This is a genomic window from Sinomonas atrocyanea (genome assembly GCF_030811715.1).
Lineage (GTDB): Bacteria > Actinomycetota > Actinomycetes > Actinomycetales > Micrococcaceae > Sinomonas > Sinomonas atrocyanea_A.
Map to the genome: position 1 here is coordinate 309845 of NZ_JAUSRH010000003.1, position 15642 is coordinate 325486.

A 15642-nucleotide genomic window follows, 5' to 3' on the forward strand; every position below is an offset into this window, starting at 1 on the left:
AAAGGACCAGCGATGACCCCCGAGAAGCTCAAGCTCCTCGACCACGTCCAGGCGATCAACTGGAACCGCATCCAGGACGAGAAGGACGTCGAGGTGTGGAACCGCCTCGTGAACAACTTCTGGCTGCCCGAGAAGGTGCCGCTCTCCAACGACGTGCCGTCGTGGGCGACCCTGACCCCGCAGGAGCAGCAGCTCACGATGCGCGTGTTCACGGGCCTCACCCTCCTCGACACGATCCAGGGCACCGTCGGCGCCGTCTCGCTCATCCCCGATGCGGTCACCCCGCACGAGGAAGCCGTCTACACGAACATCGCGTTCATGGAGTCGGTCCACGCCAAGAGCTACTCGTCGATCTTCTCGACCCTGTGCTCGACCAAGGAGATCGACGACGCGTTCCGCTGGAGCCTGGAGAACGAGAACCTCCAGCGCAAGGCGCACATCGTCATGGACTACTACCGGGGCGACGAGCCGCTCAAGCGCAAGGTCGCCTCGACCCTGCTCGAGAGCTTCCTGTTCTACTCGGGCTTCTACCTGCCGATGTACTGGTCCTCGCGCGCGAAGCTGACGAACACGGCCGACCTCATCCGCCTCATCATCCGCGACGAGGCCGTGCACGGCTACTACATCGGCTACAAGTTCCAGAAGGGCCTCGAGAAGGTCTCGGAGGAGAAGCGCCAGGAGATCAAGGACTACACGTTCGAGCTGCTCTTCGAGCTGTACGAGAACGAGGTCCAGTACACCCACGACCTCTACGACCCGGTGGGCCTGGCCGAGGACGTGAAGAAGTTCCTGCACTACAACGCCAACAAGGCGCTCATGAACCTCGGCTACGAGGCCATGTTCCCGTCATCGGTCACGGACGTGAACCCGGCGATCCTCTCGGCGCTCTCCCCGAACGCGGACGAGAACCACGACTTCTTCTCCGGCTCGGGCTCGAGCTACGTGATCGGCAAGGCCGTCAACACGGAGGACGAGGACTGGGAGTTCTGAGTTGGTTGTGAGATGACACGCTAGTTGGCATAGCTGACGAGTTAGTTGGCACAGGACTGCGGCAGGTGGCAGCAGCGACATGCTAGTTGGCACCTGCCGTGTCGGCCTTGTTTGGAAGTAGGGCCCTGAGATCCACGTGCTAATCGTCAGTCTGACCATGAACGTCCCGACCCATTTCGGAAGTGGCGCTGTGAGATAGAGGTCTAGCTGCAAGTCTGGGCATCTATCTGCCGGAAACGACGGCCTATCTGCAAGTTCTGGCAGATAGGCCGTCGGGCCGTCGAGCATCGACCTAGCCTGGCGTGTCCTGCTCAGGACCGGCGCACCGGCAACAGCGGGCCTTCACGATCTTCCTCACCGTTTCCGGAGGCGTCTTCGTCGGCACGTGGCGGCTCTGGACTTTGTCCAGAAGGTCATTGGCTCGCGTGCTCAATCCTGCAGCGAAGCCGGGCGGTGACCTCCGTGGAGTCGGATCTGAGGACAGGACCTTCCACCCCATTGCACCGTCTTGCTCGCCCTTGCCAGTGTCTGAAGCCATGCTGATCCTGAAGAACCGTTCGACCAAGGCGGTCCAGTACGGCTGGTCCGTCGTCGTGCTGGAGCACCACATCCTCACCGGCCTCCGCACCCGGGCCGGCGCCGCGCCAAACAACCTCGAGGCATGCCTTCCGGGCGAGGGGACGGATCTGGCCCGGGAGGTCGCCAAGGACCCGCTGGTGTTGGACTTCCTGGGCATGACCGAGGAGGCGGACGAGCTGGCCATGGAGGAGGCGATGACGCTGCGGATGTCGCAGACCCTGGCCGAGTTCGGGCCAGGGTTCGCGTTCCTCAGGCGCCAGTACCGGCTGAGCATCGAGGGGGACGAGGACTACTTCATCGAACTGCTGCTGTTCCTTGTCTACAGCTACGCAATGACGAGGTCCGTAGTTGTCCAGCGAGGCCCAGCCTGTCGTCTGTCTGCCACGTAACTGACGTAGGGGCGAGAGTTTGTTGTGCGGGATGCCGCCTGCAGCGTTTGTATCGGTCAGTGATACAAACGCTGCACTCATTTGGCTCGTCCGAAGCCGCGAAACGCAAAGCGCCGGAGCGGCCTGATCGATGAGTCTCTGCGGTCCGGGGTCGTAGACTCGGGCAGGCGTGCGACAACGGCCCAAGGGACTACCTCCCCTGGGCTGCAAGCGACGGTGAACCAGACGTGGACTAGGGGGCGTTATGGCAGAGGATCTCGACGAACTGCGACCGCCGGTCGACTACCCGATCACCACGTCCGAAGAGGACTCACTCCAGCGCGCTCCGTTGGCACATGATTTCGCCAAGAGCCTGCGATCACTCAGCACTGATCAGGGCGTCGTAGTCGGCGTCCTCGGGCCTTGGGGCTTCGGCAAGAGTTCCTTTGTCAACCTGATGAGGGAAGAGTTTGCGGCGGATCCCGCCCTTACTGTCGTCGACTTCAACCCTTGGCTCTTTTCTGGAACACAACAGCTCACGGACTTCTTCTTCGCTGAGTTGTCGTCCCAGCTTCGACTCAAAGACGGCGGCCGTTTCGGCGCGATCGCAGATCGCATCGACGAGTACAGCACGGTCCTGAGCCCGTTGGCCCTCATCCCGGGCTTCGGCTCCTGGTGGGATCGTTCGGTCAAGGCGTTTCAATCGGCCAACAGCATCCGCAAGAAGCGCGCCAGCGCAACGTCCAAGCGAACCAAGGTGGCAGACGCACTCGAACAAGTTGACCATCCAATCGTGGTCGTAGTCGATGACATCGACCGACTTACAACCCCTGAGATCCGCGACATCTTCAAGCTCGTGCGCCTCACGGCCAGCTTTCCCAACCTGATCTATGTGCTCGCGTTCGATCGCCATCGCGTCGAAGCAGCCCTCGACGAAGACGGTGTGCCTGGGCGGGCATACCTGGAGAAGATCATCCAATTGGCCTTCGATCTTCCTGCTGTCCCCGATACCCTGCTACGTTCGAAAGTCTTCGCGGAGCTCGACAGAATTCTCGAAGGCCTCGAAGGCTCTCTCTTCGACTCCACGCGATGGGCCGACATCTACTTCGAGCTCGTGGAACCACTGATGTCCAACATGCGGGACGTGTCCAGGCTCGCCCTCTCTGCCAAGCCGACGATCAATGCGCTGCACCAGGACGTCGAGCTCGTTGACGTCATCGCGCTGGAAGCCATACGAATCTTCCGGCCCGAGATCTTTGCGGACTTCCAGTCAGTACGAGCGTTGCTCACCAACATTGGATCATTCACGGACCTGCTGCTCAGGCAGCACAAGGCCAGGATGGAGGAGGTACTTGAGAAGTCCGGGGACGCTGAGTTCGTCAAGAACGTCATCAGACGACTGTTCCCGGCCGCCCAGCGCCTCTTTGAGAACTACTCGTATGGCCCGGGTTCATTGAGCCAGTGGCGCCGCCAGCATAGGGTCGCACATGCCGACTTTTTCTCGCTCTACTTGGATCGCGTCGCTCCAGCAGAATTGGCCTCGTTCCGTTCGGCGGAGCACGCCTTCACTTTGATGACCGAGGCTTCGGAACTCGACGAATTCCTTGATTCAATCCCCGATGAAAATGTCGAGGATACAATTGGTGCGCTCGAGGCGTACGAAGGGGAGTTCCCTCTGGAAGCCATCGTGCCATCCGCTGTCGTCCTCCTTAATCGAATACCGAAGCTACCCCATCGGCCGAATCAAGGGGTCTTCGGGATCAGTCGGCCTGACCTCACCGTCGTGCGGGTCGTGGTGAGAATGCTGCGGCGCATTGAGGACGAGAGCGAACGCGAGACTATTGTGCGCCGCATTCTCGCCAATGTGCACAGCTATTCGTCTCGGTTTCTCCTTATCCGCTCGATCGGCCACATCGAAGGCAGCGGATCACGGCTCATCAGTGAGCCCGTCGCGGCGGAACTGGAGGGCCAACTTGTCGATGAAGCCCGATCAGTCCTGCCCACTGACTCCGGCCAGGAATGGGACCTGCTTCGTGTGTATCTTTTTGCCACGTCCAGGGACGGAGAAGCCAGTCCCGTCAATGTCTCAGGCAATCCAGAGTTCGTACGGGATCTTCTGGTTTCAGCTAAGTCCTACCGTCGAACGCAGGCAATGGGTTCGCGGCACGCGGACATCGAGCCGGAACTTGCGTGGGATGCGCTCGTGAGAGTAATCGGGGAGGACCAACTTAGGGAAAGCGTCGCTTCGTTCCGCCAGGCCGACGCCGAAACCGAGCTCTTCGCACTTGCAGAGAAGTATCTGTCTGGATGGCACCCGCCGGAGTGGCCGGAATAGGCGCACGACGCGGAGAACCTTGTGCTCTCATGTGCCCGTCGGACCGACTCCGGCGGTCGAGGAGGCAAAGAGTTTGGGCTATTTCTCGAGGGCGGCCATTCCGAGCCGGGCGCAGGTCTCCGGTCCTCCCGGGATGACGGCGACGGTGTTGTCAACGACGCATTCGGCCAGATGCGCGATGTAGTGGCCGAAGCGGCCCAACAGGTCTGGGTCCGACGCGAGCGGGTGCCCGTTCTGGTCCTTGTAGTTATGGTGGGGACGACGCTCCCGGGTACGGGGGGACACGAAGCCCGTGGGGATGAGGTCGTCGGTGAACCCGGCGGGGTTCCTGCAGATGGCGAAGCGGTGGGATTGAAGGCAGAGAGAGACCTGCCCTGCTGAACGTCTCGGAAACCTCTACAATTCTGAGACTCTTCAGGCGCGGGGGGCTGCCGCCGAAGGTCGCGCGGTTTCGGAAGGAGTTGCGGTGCGCGTGCAAGCATTCGCCGACCGAAAAGAGAAGTAGGGACTGGCAAGATCACCTCGCCGGGGGCCTTCCGCGGGAGATGGAGGCGCCAAGCTCCGTTGCCCGGGAAACGGCTGCCTGCATTGCCTGCTCCGTGTGCTCCGCGATGGTGCTCTGGGCCAAGGTGGCAATGGCGCGTTCGGTGGCGCTGCCCTCGCTGGCGATCTCCGAGAGCAGTGAAGACGCTGTGCGCCCTGGTGCGTCGAGCAGGGCCATGGTGCCGTGGAATGTCTCGTCGACGAGTGTGCGGGCTGTCTCGTCCTCGAAGCCGAGGCAGCGCGCCGCGGCCGTGAACTCCTCGATGAGGAAGCAGACGTAGGCCGGGCCGGCGCCGGAGACCATGCTGAGCACGTCCAGGCGCTCGTCGGGAACCTCGACGACGGCGCCGAGGAGACCGAACAGTTCCCGGACGCGCCGGATGCCTTCTTCGCGTGCCCCTGGGCCGGGGGACAGGCCCGTCACCGCGCGTCGCATTTCGACGGCGAGGTTGGGCATGGCACGGACGGCGTCGACGTCCGGCGGGAGGGCGGATTGGATGGCAGACGCTGTGACGCCGATGGCCAGGGTCACGACTGCGCTGCCGGGCCTGACATCGTCTGCGATGTCCTCGACGAGCGGCATCGTCTGGGTCGGCTTGACGGCGAGCACGACGATGTCCGCCCACGAGGCGAGGTGGTTGTTGGCGCGGGGATCCTCTTCGAGGCTGATCCCACGGACGCCGGGACCCTGGTCGCAGGGCTGGCGGGTGGACGCCGCCAACTCGATCCTGGGTCCGCCGTTCGAACCGGTGAGCCCGGTCAGAAGCGCGCGCCCCAGCTGGCCCGCTCCGAGGACGGCCACGCGCAGCGGCCCGCCGTCTACGGGGTCTTCGCGCCCCTCAGCGCCGGGCCGCTTCACCTGCGACTCACCCATGGGCCGCGAGGAAAAGCCTGTCCGCGGTGTAGCGGTACCGGTCAGGGCCTTCGGATTCGTTGGGTTCGGTCCATGCCTCATAGCCTTCGGCTGCTTCATACAGTGCTCTGGGCTGGTTGCCCTCGGCGGCGAGCCAGAGAACCGACGAGTCCGGCATAGCGTCCTCCACGGTGCCGGCCCGCACGGTGCGGCTTCCGTTGCGGATCTCAACTCTGGCTCCGACGAGCGCGAACCAGCCGGTGCATGGGTGCAGGGCCATCGGGTCTGTCCTTCGTTCTTTGCAGCGCGATCGTGATCCGGTCCCTCGCGGGCTGTCAGCCGACGGGCTGCTTGAGGGAGTTCAGGGCGCCTTCGAGCCGGGCGAGGTCCGCCTCGCCGAGGCCGGCGGTGGGGCGGCGGGGGACGCCGGCGGGGAGGCCCTGTAGGGCCAGGCCTGCCTTGACGGCGGGGATGAAGGAGACGGAGAGCAGGGCGTCGATGACCGGGTAGAGCTTCTTCCACAGGCTCAGCGCGCCCGTGAGGTCGCCGTCGGCGATGCGCCGGGCGACGGTGACGATCTCGTCGGGGACGACGTTGGCGGTGCCGGCCATGACGCCGGCGGCCCCCTCGACCAGGGCGCTGTAGAGGTAGGCGTCCCAGCCGATGAAGGTGCCGATGACGTCACTGTGGTGGTGGATCAGTTGGAGGGCCTGTTCCCAGTTGGCGCTGGAGTCCTTGATGTAGCGGATGTTCTCGACTTCTTCGGCAAGGGCGCGGACCGTGGCCGGGTCGAGGTTGACGCCAGTGACGGCGGGGATGTTGTAGAGCATCACGGGGATGCTCACGGAGCGTGCCACGTCCTTGATGTAGGCGACGGTCTCCTCGAGGGAGAGCGGCTCGTAGTACGGGGTGATGAGCATGAGAACGTCCGCGCCGAGCTTCTCGGCCGCCTGGGAGAGGCGGATGGCCTCACCAGTGGAGGTGGCGCCGGTCTGGGCGATGACCGGGACCCGGCCGCGGGCCTGGTCGATGACGGTCTCGATGAGCAGCAGGCGTTCCTCGGAGGAGAGGGCGCCGACCTCGCCGGTGGAGCCGGCGGCGACGACGCCGTCGACGCCGGCGTCGATGGAGCGGTCGACGACGCGGCGGAGGGCGGCGACGTCGATCGCCTCGGTGTCGTCGAAGGGGGTGGCGAGGGCGGTCAGGACGCCGCGGAGTTCGGTGGTCATGAGGAGGTCCTTGGGTTCGTAGCGGTTCAGGCTGGGGCGGGCGGGGTCAGGCGACGGACTTCACGGCGGCGGGGCGGCCCTGGCGCCCGGTGGCCAGCAGGCTTGCGGCCTCCTGGGCTGCGGAGAAGCCGGAGGTGATGGAGCTCTCGGTGTAGAGGGTGCCGAGGAAGTCGCCGGCGAGGAAGACGCGGTCGGCGCCGCGCATGAGGGTGGTCTGGATCTTGGCCCGGCCGGGGAAGCAGTACGGGGAGGCGACCTTCCACCGCTCAGTGCGTGCCTCGACCACGCTGTCGGCGAAGCCGTGGCCGAGGATCTGGTCGAGGTCGGCGAGGTGGGTCGCGATGACCTCATCCTCGCTCTTCTCGAGCAGGGCCCGGCCCAGGCTGGCGGGGGAGAAGGTCATGAAGCTGCCGCCGGGCTGGCGCGCGGACTCGGTGCCGCGGACGATGCTGGCCTGGTTCAGGGCGATCGCGAAGGAGCGCTTGGGGGCGGCGATGGCGTAGATGTCGTCCCAGGGGCGGCCCGAGGTCTCGTTGGTGAGGAAGGCGGTGCTGACGTGCGGGCCGTACTTGACCTGGCCGAGGGCGTCGCGGAGGTCCTCGGGGAGGTCGACCCCGACCCGGTGGGAGACGTCGGCGGTGGTGGCGAGGATGACGGTGCGGGCCTCGACCTCGCGGTCGACGCCGTCCTGGGTGTAGCGGACGAGGACGGAGTTCTTCCGGTGGACGACCTCGTTCACGGCCGCGCCGAGCTGGATGCGGTCTCCGAGGGCCACGGCGATGGACTCGGTCAGGGTTGAGGGGCCGCCGACGATGCCGCGGTTGAGGCCCTGGCCGAAGCCGAGGACGAGGCTGAAGTAGCCGATGCCAGCGCCGGCGGAGATCTGGTCCATGTCCCCGGCGGATCGGGTGACGGTGGTCTTGAACAGGGCCGCGGCGTCCTCGTCGATGCTGCCGATGAAGTCCTGGAAGGAGGTGGTGTTCTCGAAGTCGTAGATTCGCTGCTGGCGCTGCGCACCGGACTCCCCGGGCCGCTTGCGGACGACGCCGGTGTACTTGGCGACACCGCTGACCACCTTCAGGCCTGCCCGCAGGGTGTCGAAGCGGGCCTGGAGGGACATCGGGATGCGGAACGGGTAGGTGGCGATGTGCCCCTTGCGGATGAACTTCCCGTTCATGGAGAGGGCCTGGAGGGACCCGGGGATCTCGACGGCGGAGACGCCGACCTCGTTCAGCAGCGAGTCGGTGGAGGAGCCGGGGCCGGCGAAGACGTGGCCTCCCCAGTTCAGCCAGTACGATCCGCGCCGCTCGGAGCGGATGCGGCCGCCTACCCGCGTGTCGGCCTCGAGCAGGAGGGTGTCCCAGTGGCGCAGGCGCCACCCGGCCGAGAGGCCTGCGAGTCCGGCACCGACGATGACTGCGTCTTTCATGTCCTTGGCTTTCTTTCTTCTAGGAGCGGGAGAGCTTGGGGGCGCGGGCGTGGACCCGGCGCGGCTTGGCGGTGGCGAGGGCGGCGCTCTCGGTGAGGGAGAGTCCGCGGGTCTCCGGGGCCCAGACGAGGGAGATAAGTGCGCCGAGGAGGGTGATGACGCCGGCGATGATCATGGTCGTGCCGATGCCGAGGCCGGTGAGGGCGAGCGGGACGAGGTAGGTGCCGGCGGCGGCGCCGATGCGGGAGAGCGAGGAGGCCAGGCCGACGGCGGAGCCGCGGATCTCGGTGGGGAAGAGCTCGTTGGGGTAGACCCACTGCATGATCTGGGTGCCGCCGATGAGCACGGCGTAGCCGGCGAAGAGGGCCATGATCGCCACGGTCGGGGCGCTGGGGAACAGGCCGAGGAGGAGCAGGGCGATGCCGGACCAGAGGAAGCTGTGGATCATGAGCGGCCGGCGCCCCATCTTGTTCACGAGCAGGACGGCGACGATGCAGCCGACCATGAACATGATGGTGATGACGGCGGAGCCGATCTGGCCCATGCTCCCGTCGAGGTGCAGCGCACCGAGGATGGCCGGGGCGAACGCGTAGACGGCGAACAGCGGGACGATCGAGGCGGTCCAGAAGATGGTCACGAACGCGATCCGGCCGCCGTAGCCCGAGCGGAACAGGGCCTTGACGTCCAAGTTCTCCTTGACCTCGTCGGGCAGGTCGGCGACGGTGACGCCGGGGCCGAAGACGGTCTGCAGGGAGGCGTTGGCCTCCTCGATGCGGCCCTTGCCGGCGAGCCAGCGCGGGGACTCCGGGGTGCCGATGCGGGCCAGGACGATGGCGATCGCGGGCAGGGCCGCGCTGGCGAGCATCCAGCGCCAGCCGTCGGGGCCGAGCTGGGTCAGCAGCTCCCCGACGACGTAGGCCACGGCCGCGCCGACGAACCACATCGTCACGAACAGGCCCAGGAGCGGGCCGCGGTACTTGCGCGGGGAGAACTCGGCCAGCAGCGACGTGGCGATCGGGTAGTCGGCTCCGACGGCCACGCCGATGAGCAGGCGCAGGATGAACAGCCAGCCGAAGTCGCCCACGAAGAACTGCAGGGCCGAGAAGACGATGATGGCGATGAGGTCGACCGTGAAGAGGACCTTCCGGCCGAACTTGTCGGTCAGCCAGCCGCCGAGGAACCCGCCGAAGAGGATGCCGACGAGGGAGGAGGCTCCGATCATGCCCTGCTGGACGTCGTCCAGGTGCCACTGGGGGGTGAGCTGGGCGAGGGCGACTCCGATGATCGAGAGCACGTACCCGTCGAGGAACGGGCCGCCCGAGGAGAACAGGGCAAGCTTCTTGTGGAAGGTGGACAGCGGGGCGTCGTCCAACGCGTTCTTCGTCATTGAAAGCTCCTGGTGATGTGCACCGCGAGAGGGCGTCGTAGGAAGGACAGCGGCGTCGAGCTGGTGCTCAGGATCTCGCAACCGAGGTTGTTGCTGTGATCCACGCCTCACCACAAGCGTAGGTTTAGATCAAAGATCACGCAAGGGGTTTTGATCAAAGATCCAAACGCTGTGAAGTGAGCCTCGCGGGGCCGGCGGACGGGGAGCTGGACCCGCGGGGATCTCGGCCTGCCCCTCGTCGTGGAGTGGCCCGGGGCCGAAGGTTGGCGGCCTGGATGGTTCGCGTCTGGAGGGTCTCGACGGCCCACAGCGTGCCGCTATACGGGGGACCGGCGCTTTGCCTCTACGGGGCTCTGGGGACTGGGGCTATCTGGCCGAGAAGGGCATTGCTCAAGGGGGGAACTATGCGTACGTCGCACCCCCATGCAGCGATCACGAGGGGCATGCGCAACTACAGGGGGTCGTTCAGCTTCCGTTGCGCTGGGCCGCCAGGAGGGCGCGGATGCGGTCCGTGGCGTTGACGAGCGAGGCGTCGTTGACGGAAGCCGCTGCGAGGGGGTCGCCCGCGCGGACAGCGGCGATGAGGTCCTTCTGGTACCGCCAGAGCGAATCGTCCCCGACGGCCTCGAGCGTGCCCTTCGCACCCACGATCTTGTACGCGCGGCACTGCTGCCACAGGCCCCGGATCATCTGGACCAGCAGCGGATTCCCGGCGGCGCGGTAGAGGATCTCCAGGAGGGCCTCATCGTGGTCGAGGAGCGGAATGACCTGGTGCCCGGCGATCGACTCGAGCATCAGGTCGTACTCGGCCTGCATCCGGTCGCAGTCCTGGGCCGTCGCGTGCTGCGCGCCGAGACGAGCGGCCTCGACCTCCAGCAGGCGGCGGATGTCGTAGACGTGCAGCAGCTCCTCGAGGGTGAGGGCCTTGACGACGGCGCCCCGGTGGGGCTGCCGCTCGACCATGCCGGCTTCCTCGAGGCGGCGGATCGCCTCCCTGACGGGCATCGGGCTGGTGCCGACCTGCTCGGCCAGTTCCCGCACGGTCAGTCGGGACCCGGCTGCCAGGTCGCCGCTGAGGATCGCCTGGTGGATCGTCTCGTAGACCTGATCCGTCAGCAGCGCGGGCTCGACCCTCTTGGAGATTGGCATAGATCAAATATACAAACCCCTCGGGCGGTCGAAGGCAAGACCCGCGTGCTCTCGCGGTGCAATCTGCCGCGCGGGTCTTGATCTTTGATCGAATCATGGTCACTATGAGAGACATCACATCGCCCAACCCGATCCCGGGGGAGGCGGCAGACCCTCTCCCTCAGCCCGAAACCGCACGGCCAGACTGGCCCCCAGAGGGAGCTCGTTTTCTCAGAAGGGCAATTCCCATGAAAGACCTTGTGACCTGTGGAGGCCGGGCCGCTGGCCCGGCGCAGGGCCGAGCGGTACCTCGGCTCGCCCGTCACGGCGGTAGAAGCCGATGAGCACCATCAGCGATACGCGCAAGGCCGCTGAGGCACCTGAGGAGATCCGGATGGCGCACCGCGCGCACTGGGGCTGGTGGGTCCTGACGGCATTCGTCGTCGTCTTCGCCGCTGGCATCGTGCAGATGCTCTTCACCAACCCGAACCTCGAGTGGGACGTCGTGGCGGACTGGTTCTTCAGCCAGAGCATCATCTTCGGCCTGCTGCGGACGCTGGAGCTGACTGTCCTCTCGATGCTGTTCGGGATCCTGCTGGGCATGCTCACCGCGGTCATGCGGCTCTCACCGATCAGGATCCTCTCCTCGGTGGCGTGGTTCTACACGTGGTTCTTCCGCGGCACACCGCTGCTGGTCCAGCTGATCTTCTGGTACAACCTCGCTGCGCTCTTCCCGAGGATCGGGATCGGCGTCCCGCTCGGCGGCCCGACGTTCTGGAGCGCCAACGCCAACCAGATCGTGACCCCGTTCATGGCGGCCCTGCTCGGTCTGGCCCTCAATGAGGGCGCCTACATGGCGGAGATCGTCCGCGGAGGCATCCTCTCGGTGGACCAGGGCCAGCAGGAGGCGGCTGTGGCGCTCGGGATGCGCTCGACGCGGGCGATGCGCCGCGTCATCCTCCCGCAGGCCATGCGGGTGATCGTCCCACCCACGGGCAACCAGGTCATAGGCATGCTCAAGTCCACCTCGCTGGTGAGCGTGACCTCGATGCCGGAGCTGCTCTACTCGGCCCAGCTGGTCTACAACCGCACGTTCCAGACGATCCCGCTGCTCATCGTGGCCAGCATCTGGTACCTCATCGTCACCAGCGTCCTGAGCCTCATCCAGTACTACATCGAGCGGCACTACGCCAAGGGCGGGCGCCGCGCGCTCCCTCCCACCCCGTGGGAGAAGCTCAGGCGCACGATCGCGAAATTCCTGCCTGCCCAGACCGCAACCTCGACCAGGAGGGCCTGATGAGCGCCCCACCCACCGCCGCCACGGCTCAGACAGCCCCGGACCGCGTCGAGCGCGAGGTCGTCCTGCGGGTGACCGGGCTGAAGAAGCGCTACGGCCCGCTCGAGGTCCTCAAGGGAGTCGACCTCACCGTCGAGCGCGGGGAGGTCATGTGCATCATCGGCCCCTCCGGCTCGGGCAAGAGCACCCTGCTGCGCAGCATGAACCACCTGGAGGAGATCGACGCCGGCCGGGTCGAGCTGGACGGCGAGCTGGTCGGCTACCGCCAGCGCGGCCACAAGTACGTCACCCTGCCCGAGAAGGTCCTGGCCAAGCAGCGGGCCAAGATGGGCATGGTCTTCCAGTCCTTCAACCTCTTCCCGCACATGACCGTCCTGCAGAACATCATCGAGTCCCCCGTCGGCGTGCTGGGACAGGACCCGAAGGAGGCCAAGAAGGAGGCCATGGCCCTCCTGGGCAAGGTCGGCCTGGCCGAGAAGGCACCCTTCTACCCCCGCCAGCTCTCCGGCGGCCAGCAGCAGCGCGTCGCGATCGCCCGCGCCCTGGCGATGAAGCCGAGGGTCATGCTCTTCGACGAGCCCACCTCGGCCCTGGACCCCGAACTCGTCGGGGAGGTCCTCGACGTCATGAAGGACCTCGCCCGCGAGGGCCTGACCATGGTCGTGGTCACGCACGAGATGGGCTTCGCCCGCGAGGTCGCCGACTCGGTGCTCTTCATGGACGGCGGAGTCGTCGTCGAGCGCGGAAAGCCCCGCGATGTCCTGCTGAACCCCCAGATGCCCCGCACCAAGGACTTCCTCTCCAAAGTCCTCTGACCCCGCTTCCCCGACAACGACGTCACCCCACCCATCCCACGACCTCACCGAAAGGCTCCCCCATGTCCCGACGCACCACCCTCCAGGCAACCTTCACGGCAGCCGCCGTGGCCGCCGTTGCCGCCCTCGGCCTCTCCGCCTGCTCCGACCCGGGCACAGCATCCAACGCAGGAAGCAACTCCTCGGCCAGCGCCGCCTCCTCCAAGGCCTCCAATGTCACCACGACCTGGGGGCTGAAGCCGGTCGACTCGGTAGCCTCGCTGGTCCCGGCCGAGTTCAAGGACAAGGCCATCCAGAACGGCATCTACAACGACTTCGCACCCCAGGACTTCGAGGAGAACGGCCAGCTGGTCGGCATCCAGCCCGACATCGTCCTCGCGCTCAGCGAGGTCATGGGCGTGAAGGTCAACAACGTCTCGGTGGGCACCTTCGACTCCCTCATCCCCGGCCTGAGCAGTGGCCGCTACGACATCTCCTCCGCCGACTTCGGCGTCACCAAGCCCCGCCTCGGTCAGGTCGACTTCGTCTCCGAGTTCGCGGTGGGCACCTCCTTCGCCACCAAGAACGGCAGCGGGATCACCATCGACAGCGCCTCCGACCTGTGCGGCCACACCGTCGGGGTCCTCTCCGGCTCCTACTTCATCGACCAGGTCAACCAGGCCAGCGCCGACTGCGCCAAGGCCGGCAAGCCCGCGGTCACCCTGCAGACCTACCCGGACGACGGCGCGCGCCTCCTGGCCGTCGCCAACGGCCGCAGCGAGGCGACCGCCACCACCACCGACGCCATGGCCTACGCCATCAAGTCCCAGAGCCTGCCGCTCACCCTCCAGAAGTTCGTCTACAAGCCCCTCGAGCTCGGCATCGCCCTGAAGAAGGGCAGCACCCTCGGCCCGGCCATGCAGGCAGCGATGAAGGAGATCGTCACCGACGGCACCTACGCCAAGATCCTGGCCAAGTGGGGCGTCAGCGACATCGCCTACCCCTCCGCGGACAAGGTCACCCTGTACAAGGACGCCTCCCAGCTCCCCAACAGCTGAACCCGCAACCGCCAGCCCCCTGATCCCCGCTGAAAGAGAAGACTCCCATGACCATCTCCGATAGCACCACGGCTGCCACGGACACAGCCGCGCCGGCCATCCGCCGCGCCCCCGACGCAGCCCCCCTCGTCCGCGCCGAAGAGCTCCCGCCCAGTGGACACTTCATCGACGGCACCTTCCGCGCCCAAGGCGGAGAGCTCGCCGACGTCATCGACCCGACCTCCGAGAACGCGTTCGCCCAGATCCACCTCGGCACCGCCGACGACGTCGACGCGGCCGTCAGCGCGGCACTGCGGGCCAAGGAGGCCTGGGGCAGGCTCGTGCCCAAGGAACGCGCCGAGCTCCTGCTCAAGATCGCCGACCGGGTGTCCGAGACCTCAGACCTCTTCGTCCGCCTGGAGTCCGCGGACACGGGCAAGCCGTTCGCGGTCTCCCGCGACGACGTCGAGAGCACTATCGACACGTTCCGCTTCATGGCCGGCGCCCTGCGCGCGACCACGTCCATGGCGGCCGGCGACTACGTCGAGGACCACCTCTCGCTCATCCTGCGCGAGCCGCTCGGCGTCGTCGGCGTCGTCACCCCGTGGAACTACCCGCTGCTGATGGCCGCGTGGAAGATCGCCCCGATCCTCGCCGCCGGGAACACCCTGGTCATCAAGCCCGCCGAGCAGACCTCCCTGACCACCCTGAAGTTCGCCGAGCTCACCGCCGACCTCCTCCCGGCCGGCGTCCTCAACGTCGTCACCGGCAAGGGCTCGGTCGTCGGAGCCCGCCTGGCCGAGCACCCGGACGTGGACATGATCGCCCTGACGGGCTCGGTCGGCAGCGGCAAGGCGGTCGCCCGCGCCGCGGCCGAGACGCTCAAGCGCGTCCACCTCGAGCTCGGAGGCAAGGCCCCCGTGGTGGTCTTCAAGGACGCCGACCTCAAGGCCGCCGCGGAATCCCTGCGCACCGCCTCGTTCTGGAACTCCGGCCAGGAGTGCGGGGCCGCCTGCCGGGTCCTCGTGCACGAGTCCGTCGCCGAGGAATTCACCGCACACCTCGTCGACCAGGTCCGCCAGCTCCCGGTCGGCGAACCCCTGGCCGGGGACGACATCGAGATCGGGCCCCTCTTCTCCAAGGCCCACTACGACCGCGTCCTCGGCTACATCGACCGGGCGGTCAAGGACGGCGTCCGGGTCGCAGCCGGCGGTTCGGCCCTCCCGGGGCCCGGCTACTTCGTCGCCCCCACCGTCCTTGCCGACGTCCCCGAAGGAGCCGAGTGCGCCCGCGAGGAGATCTTCGGCCCCGTCGTGACCATGGAGACGTTCGCCGACGACGACGAGGCGATCCGCCGGGCGAACGACGTCCCCGTCGGGCTCGCCGCTTCTGTCTGGACCGAGAACGCACGCCTCAGCCACTGGGCCGCCGCACGGATCGACGCCGGCACCGTCTGGGTGAACTCACACCTCGTCATCGCCACCGAAGCCCCCTGGGGCGGGTTCAAGGGATCCGGCTACGGCCGCGACCTCTCCCTCTACGCCCTCGACGACTACTCCCGCACCAAGCACGTCATGCACAACCACGCCCGCTGACCCCGACCCAGTCAGCCTCCGCCTCCCCGCGCCGCCAGCGCCGGGGAGGCGGAGGCTGAGTTATCCGCACGTGGTCGT

General features: G+C 66.6%; 14 protein-coding genes. 7 read left to right on the top strand and 7 right to left on the bottom strand.

Translation table 11 applies throughout. The annotated features are described in order from the left end of the window. Positions 1-12: 12 nt before the first annotated feature. The 3 genes from nrdF (at position 13) to J2W21_RS06945 (ending at position 4272) form a co-directional block, all read left to right on the top strand. Complete coding sequence (gene nrdF, locus J2W21_RS06935; protein WP_307113753.1) at positions 13-990, top strand: class 1b ribonucleoside-diphosphate reductase subunit beta; 978 nt, start codon at positions 13-15, stop codon at positions 988-990. A gap of 536 nt (positions 991-1526) precedes the next feature. Continuing rightward, on the top strand, positions 1527-1958 hold the full coding sequence (locus tag J2W21_RS06940; protein WP_307113754.1) for a PDDEXK nuclease domain-containing protein: 432 nt from the start codon (positions 1527-1529) through the stop codon (positions 1956-1958). Positions 1959-2202: 244 nt separating this feature from the next. Further along, a complete protein-coding gene (locus J2W21_RS06945; protein WP_307113755.1) occupies positions 2203-4272 on the top strand; it encodes a KAP family P-loop NTPase fold protein in 2070 nt (689 codons plus the stop codon). 78 nt (positions 4273-4350) lie between these two features. On the opposite strand, the gene J2W21_RS06950 is transcribed toward J2W21_RS06945, so the two are convergent. The 7 genes from J2W21_RS06950 to J2W21_RS06980 all read right to left on the bottom strand — a co-directional run bounded on the left by J2W21_RS06950 (position 4351) and on the right by J2W21_RS06980 (position 10862). Beyond that, positions 4351-4557 carry a hypothetical protein gene (locus J2W21_RS06950; protein WP_307113756.1) on the bottom strand — a complete coding sequence of 69 codons (207 nt, stop codon included), beginning with the start codon at positions 4555-4557 and terminating at the stop codon, positions 4351-4353. A gap of 232 nt (positions 4558-4789) precedes the next feature. After that, positions 4790-5689, bottom strand: coding sequence for a pyrroline-5-carboxylate reductase family protein (locus J2W21_RS06955; protein ID WP_307113757.1), 900 nt, complete (start codon positions 5687-5689; stop codon positions 4790-4792). Continuing rightward, positions 5682-5948, bottom strand: coding sequence for a hypothetical protein (locus tag J2W21_RS06960; protein WP_307113758.1), 267 nt, complete (start codon positions 5946-5948; stop codon positions 5682-5684). Before J2W21_RS06960 ends, J2W21_RS06955 begins: the two co-directional genes overlap by 8 nt. 55 nt (positions 5949-6003) lie before the next feature. Continuing rightward, positions 6004-6897 (bottom strand): 4-hydroxy-tetrahydrodipicolinate synthase, encoded by an 894-nt coding sequence (gene dapA, locus J2W21_RS06965; protein ID WP_307113759.1) that lies wholly within the window; start codon positions 6895-6897, stop codon positions 6004-6006. A gap of 46 nt (positions 6898-6943) precedes the next feature. Then, the gene (locus J2W21_RS06970) at positions 6944-8326 is read right to left on the bottom strand and encodes a protoporphyrinogen/coproporphyrinogen oxidase (protein WP_307113760.1); all 1383 of its coding nucleotides are present in this window, start codon (positions 8324-8326) and stop codon (positions 6944-6946) included. A gap of 19 nt (positions 8327-8345) precedes the next feature. Next, positions 8346-9713, bottom strand: coding sequence for an MFS transporter (locus J2W21_RS06975; RefSeq protein WP_307113761.1), 1368 nt, complete (start codon positions 9711-9713; stop codon positions 8346-8348). Between the two features lie 465 nt (positions 9714-10178). Next, a complete protein-coding gene (locus tag J2W21_RS06980) occupies positions 10179-10862 on the bottom strand; it encodes a GntR family transcriptional regulator (protein WP_307113762.1) in 684 nt (227 codons plus the stop codon). A 319-nt stretch (positions 10863-11181) separates the two neighbouring features. Here J2W21_RS06980 and J2W21_RS06985 point away from each other — a divergent pair, with 319 nt between their 5' ends. The 4 genes from J2W21_RS06985 to J2W21_RS07000 all read left to right on the top strand — a co-directional run bounded on the left by J2W21_RS06985 (position 11182) and on the right by J2W21_RS07000 (position 15564). Then, positions 11182-12138: an amino acid ABC transporter permease gene (locus J2W21_RS06985; protein WP_307113763.1), complete on the top strand. Its 957-nt coding sequence runs from the start codon at positions 11182-11184 to the stop codon at positions 12136-12138. Continuing rightward, positions 12138-12953, top strand: a complete 816-nt coding sequence (locus J2W21_RS06990; RefSeq protein WP_307113764.1) for an amino acid ABC transporter ATP-binding protein — start codon at positions 12138-12140, stop codon at positions 12951-12953. The genes J2W21_RS06985 and J2W21_RS06990 overlap by 1 nt, the downstream gene beginning before the upstream one ends. 62 nt (positions 12954-13015) lie before the next feature. After that, positions 13016-13990, top strand: coding sequence for an ABC transporter substrate-binding protein (locus J2W21_RS06995; protein ID WP_307113765.1), 975 nt, complete (start codon positions 13016-13018; stop codon positions 13988-13990). A gap of 47 nt (positions 13991-14037) precedes the next feature. Beyond that, positions 14038-15564: an aldehyde dehydrogenase family protein gene (locus J2W21_RS07000; protein ID WP_307113766.1), complete on the top strand. Its 1527-nt coding sequence runs from the start codon at positions 14038-14040 to the stop codon at positions 15562-15564. Positions 15565-15642 lie beyond the last annotated feature (78 nt).

Coding starts and splice junctions, on each gene's coding strand:
- nrdF (WP_307113753.1), top strand. CDS start 13: ATGACCCCCGAGAAGCTCAAGCTCCTCGACCACGTCCAGGCGATCAAC.
- J2W21_RS06940 (WP_307113754.1), top strand. CDS start 1,527: ATGCTGATCCTGAAGAACCGTTCGACCAAGGCGGTCCAGTACGGCTGG.
- J2W21_RS06945 (WP_307113755.1), top strand. CDS start 2,203: ATGGCAGAGGATCTCGACGAACTGCGACCGCCGGTCGACTACCCGATC.
- J2W21_RS06955 (WP_307113757.1), bottom strand. CDS start 5,689: ATGGGTGAGTCGCAGGTGAAGCGGCCCGGCGCTGAGGGGCGCGAAGAC.
- J2W21_RS06960 (WP_307113758.1), bottom strand. CDS start 5,948: ATGGCCCTGCACCCATGCACCGGCTGGTTCGCGCTCGTCGGAGCCAGA.
- dapA (WP_307113759.1), bottom strand. CDS start 6,897: ATGACCACCGAACTCCGCGGCGTCCTGACCGCCCTCGCCACCCCCTTC.
- J2W21_RS06970 (WP_307113760.1), bottom strand. CDS start 8,326: ATGAAAGACGCAGTCATCGTCGGTGCCGGACTCGCAGGCCTCTCGGCC.
- J2W21_RS06975 (WP_307113761.1), bottom strand. CDS start 9,713: ATGACGAAGAACGCGTTGGACGACGCCCCGCTGTCCACCTTCCACAAG.
- J2W21_RS06980 (WP_307113762.1), bottom strand. CDS start 10,862: ATGCCAATCTCCAAGAGGGTCGAGCCCGCGCTGCTGACGGATCAGGTC.
- J2W21_RS06985 (WP_307113763.1), top strand. CDS start 11,182: ATGAGCACCATCAGCGATACGCGCAAGGCCGCTGAGGCACCTGAGGAG.
- J2W21_RS06990 (WP_307113764.1), top strand. CDS start 12,138: ATGAGCGCCCCACCCACCGCCGCCACGGCTCAGACAGCCCCGGACCGC.
- J2W21_RS06995 (WP_307113765.1), top strand. CDS start 13,016: ATGTCCCGACGCACCACCCTCCAGGCAACCTTCACGGCAGCCGCCGTG.
- J2W21_RS07000 (WP_307113766.1), top strand. CDS start 14,038: ATGACCATCTCCGATAGCACCACGGCTGCCACGGACACAGCCGCGCCG.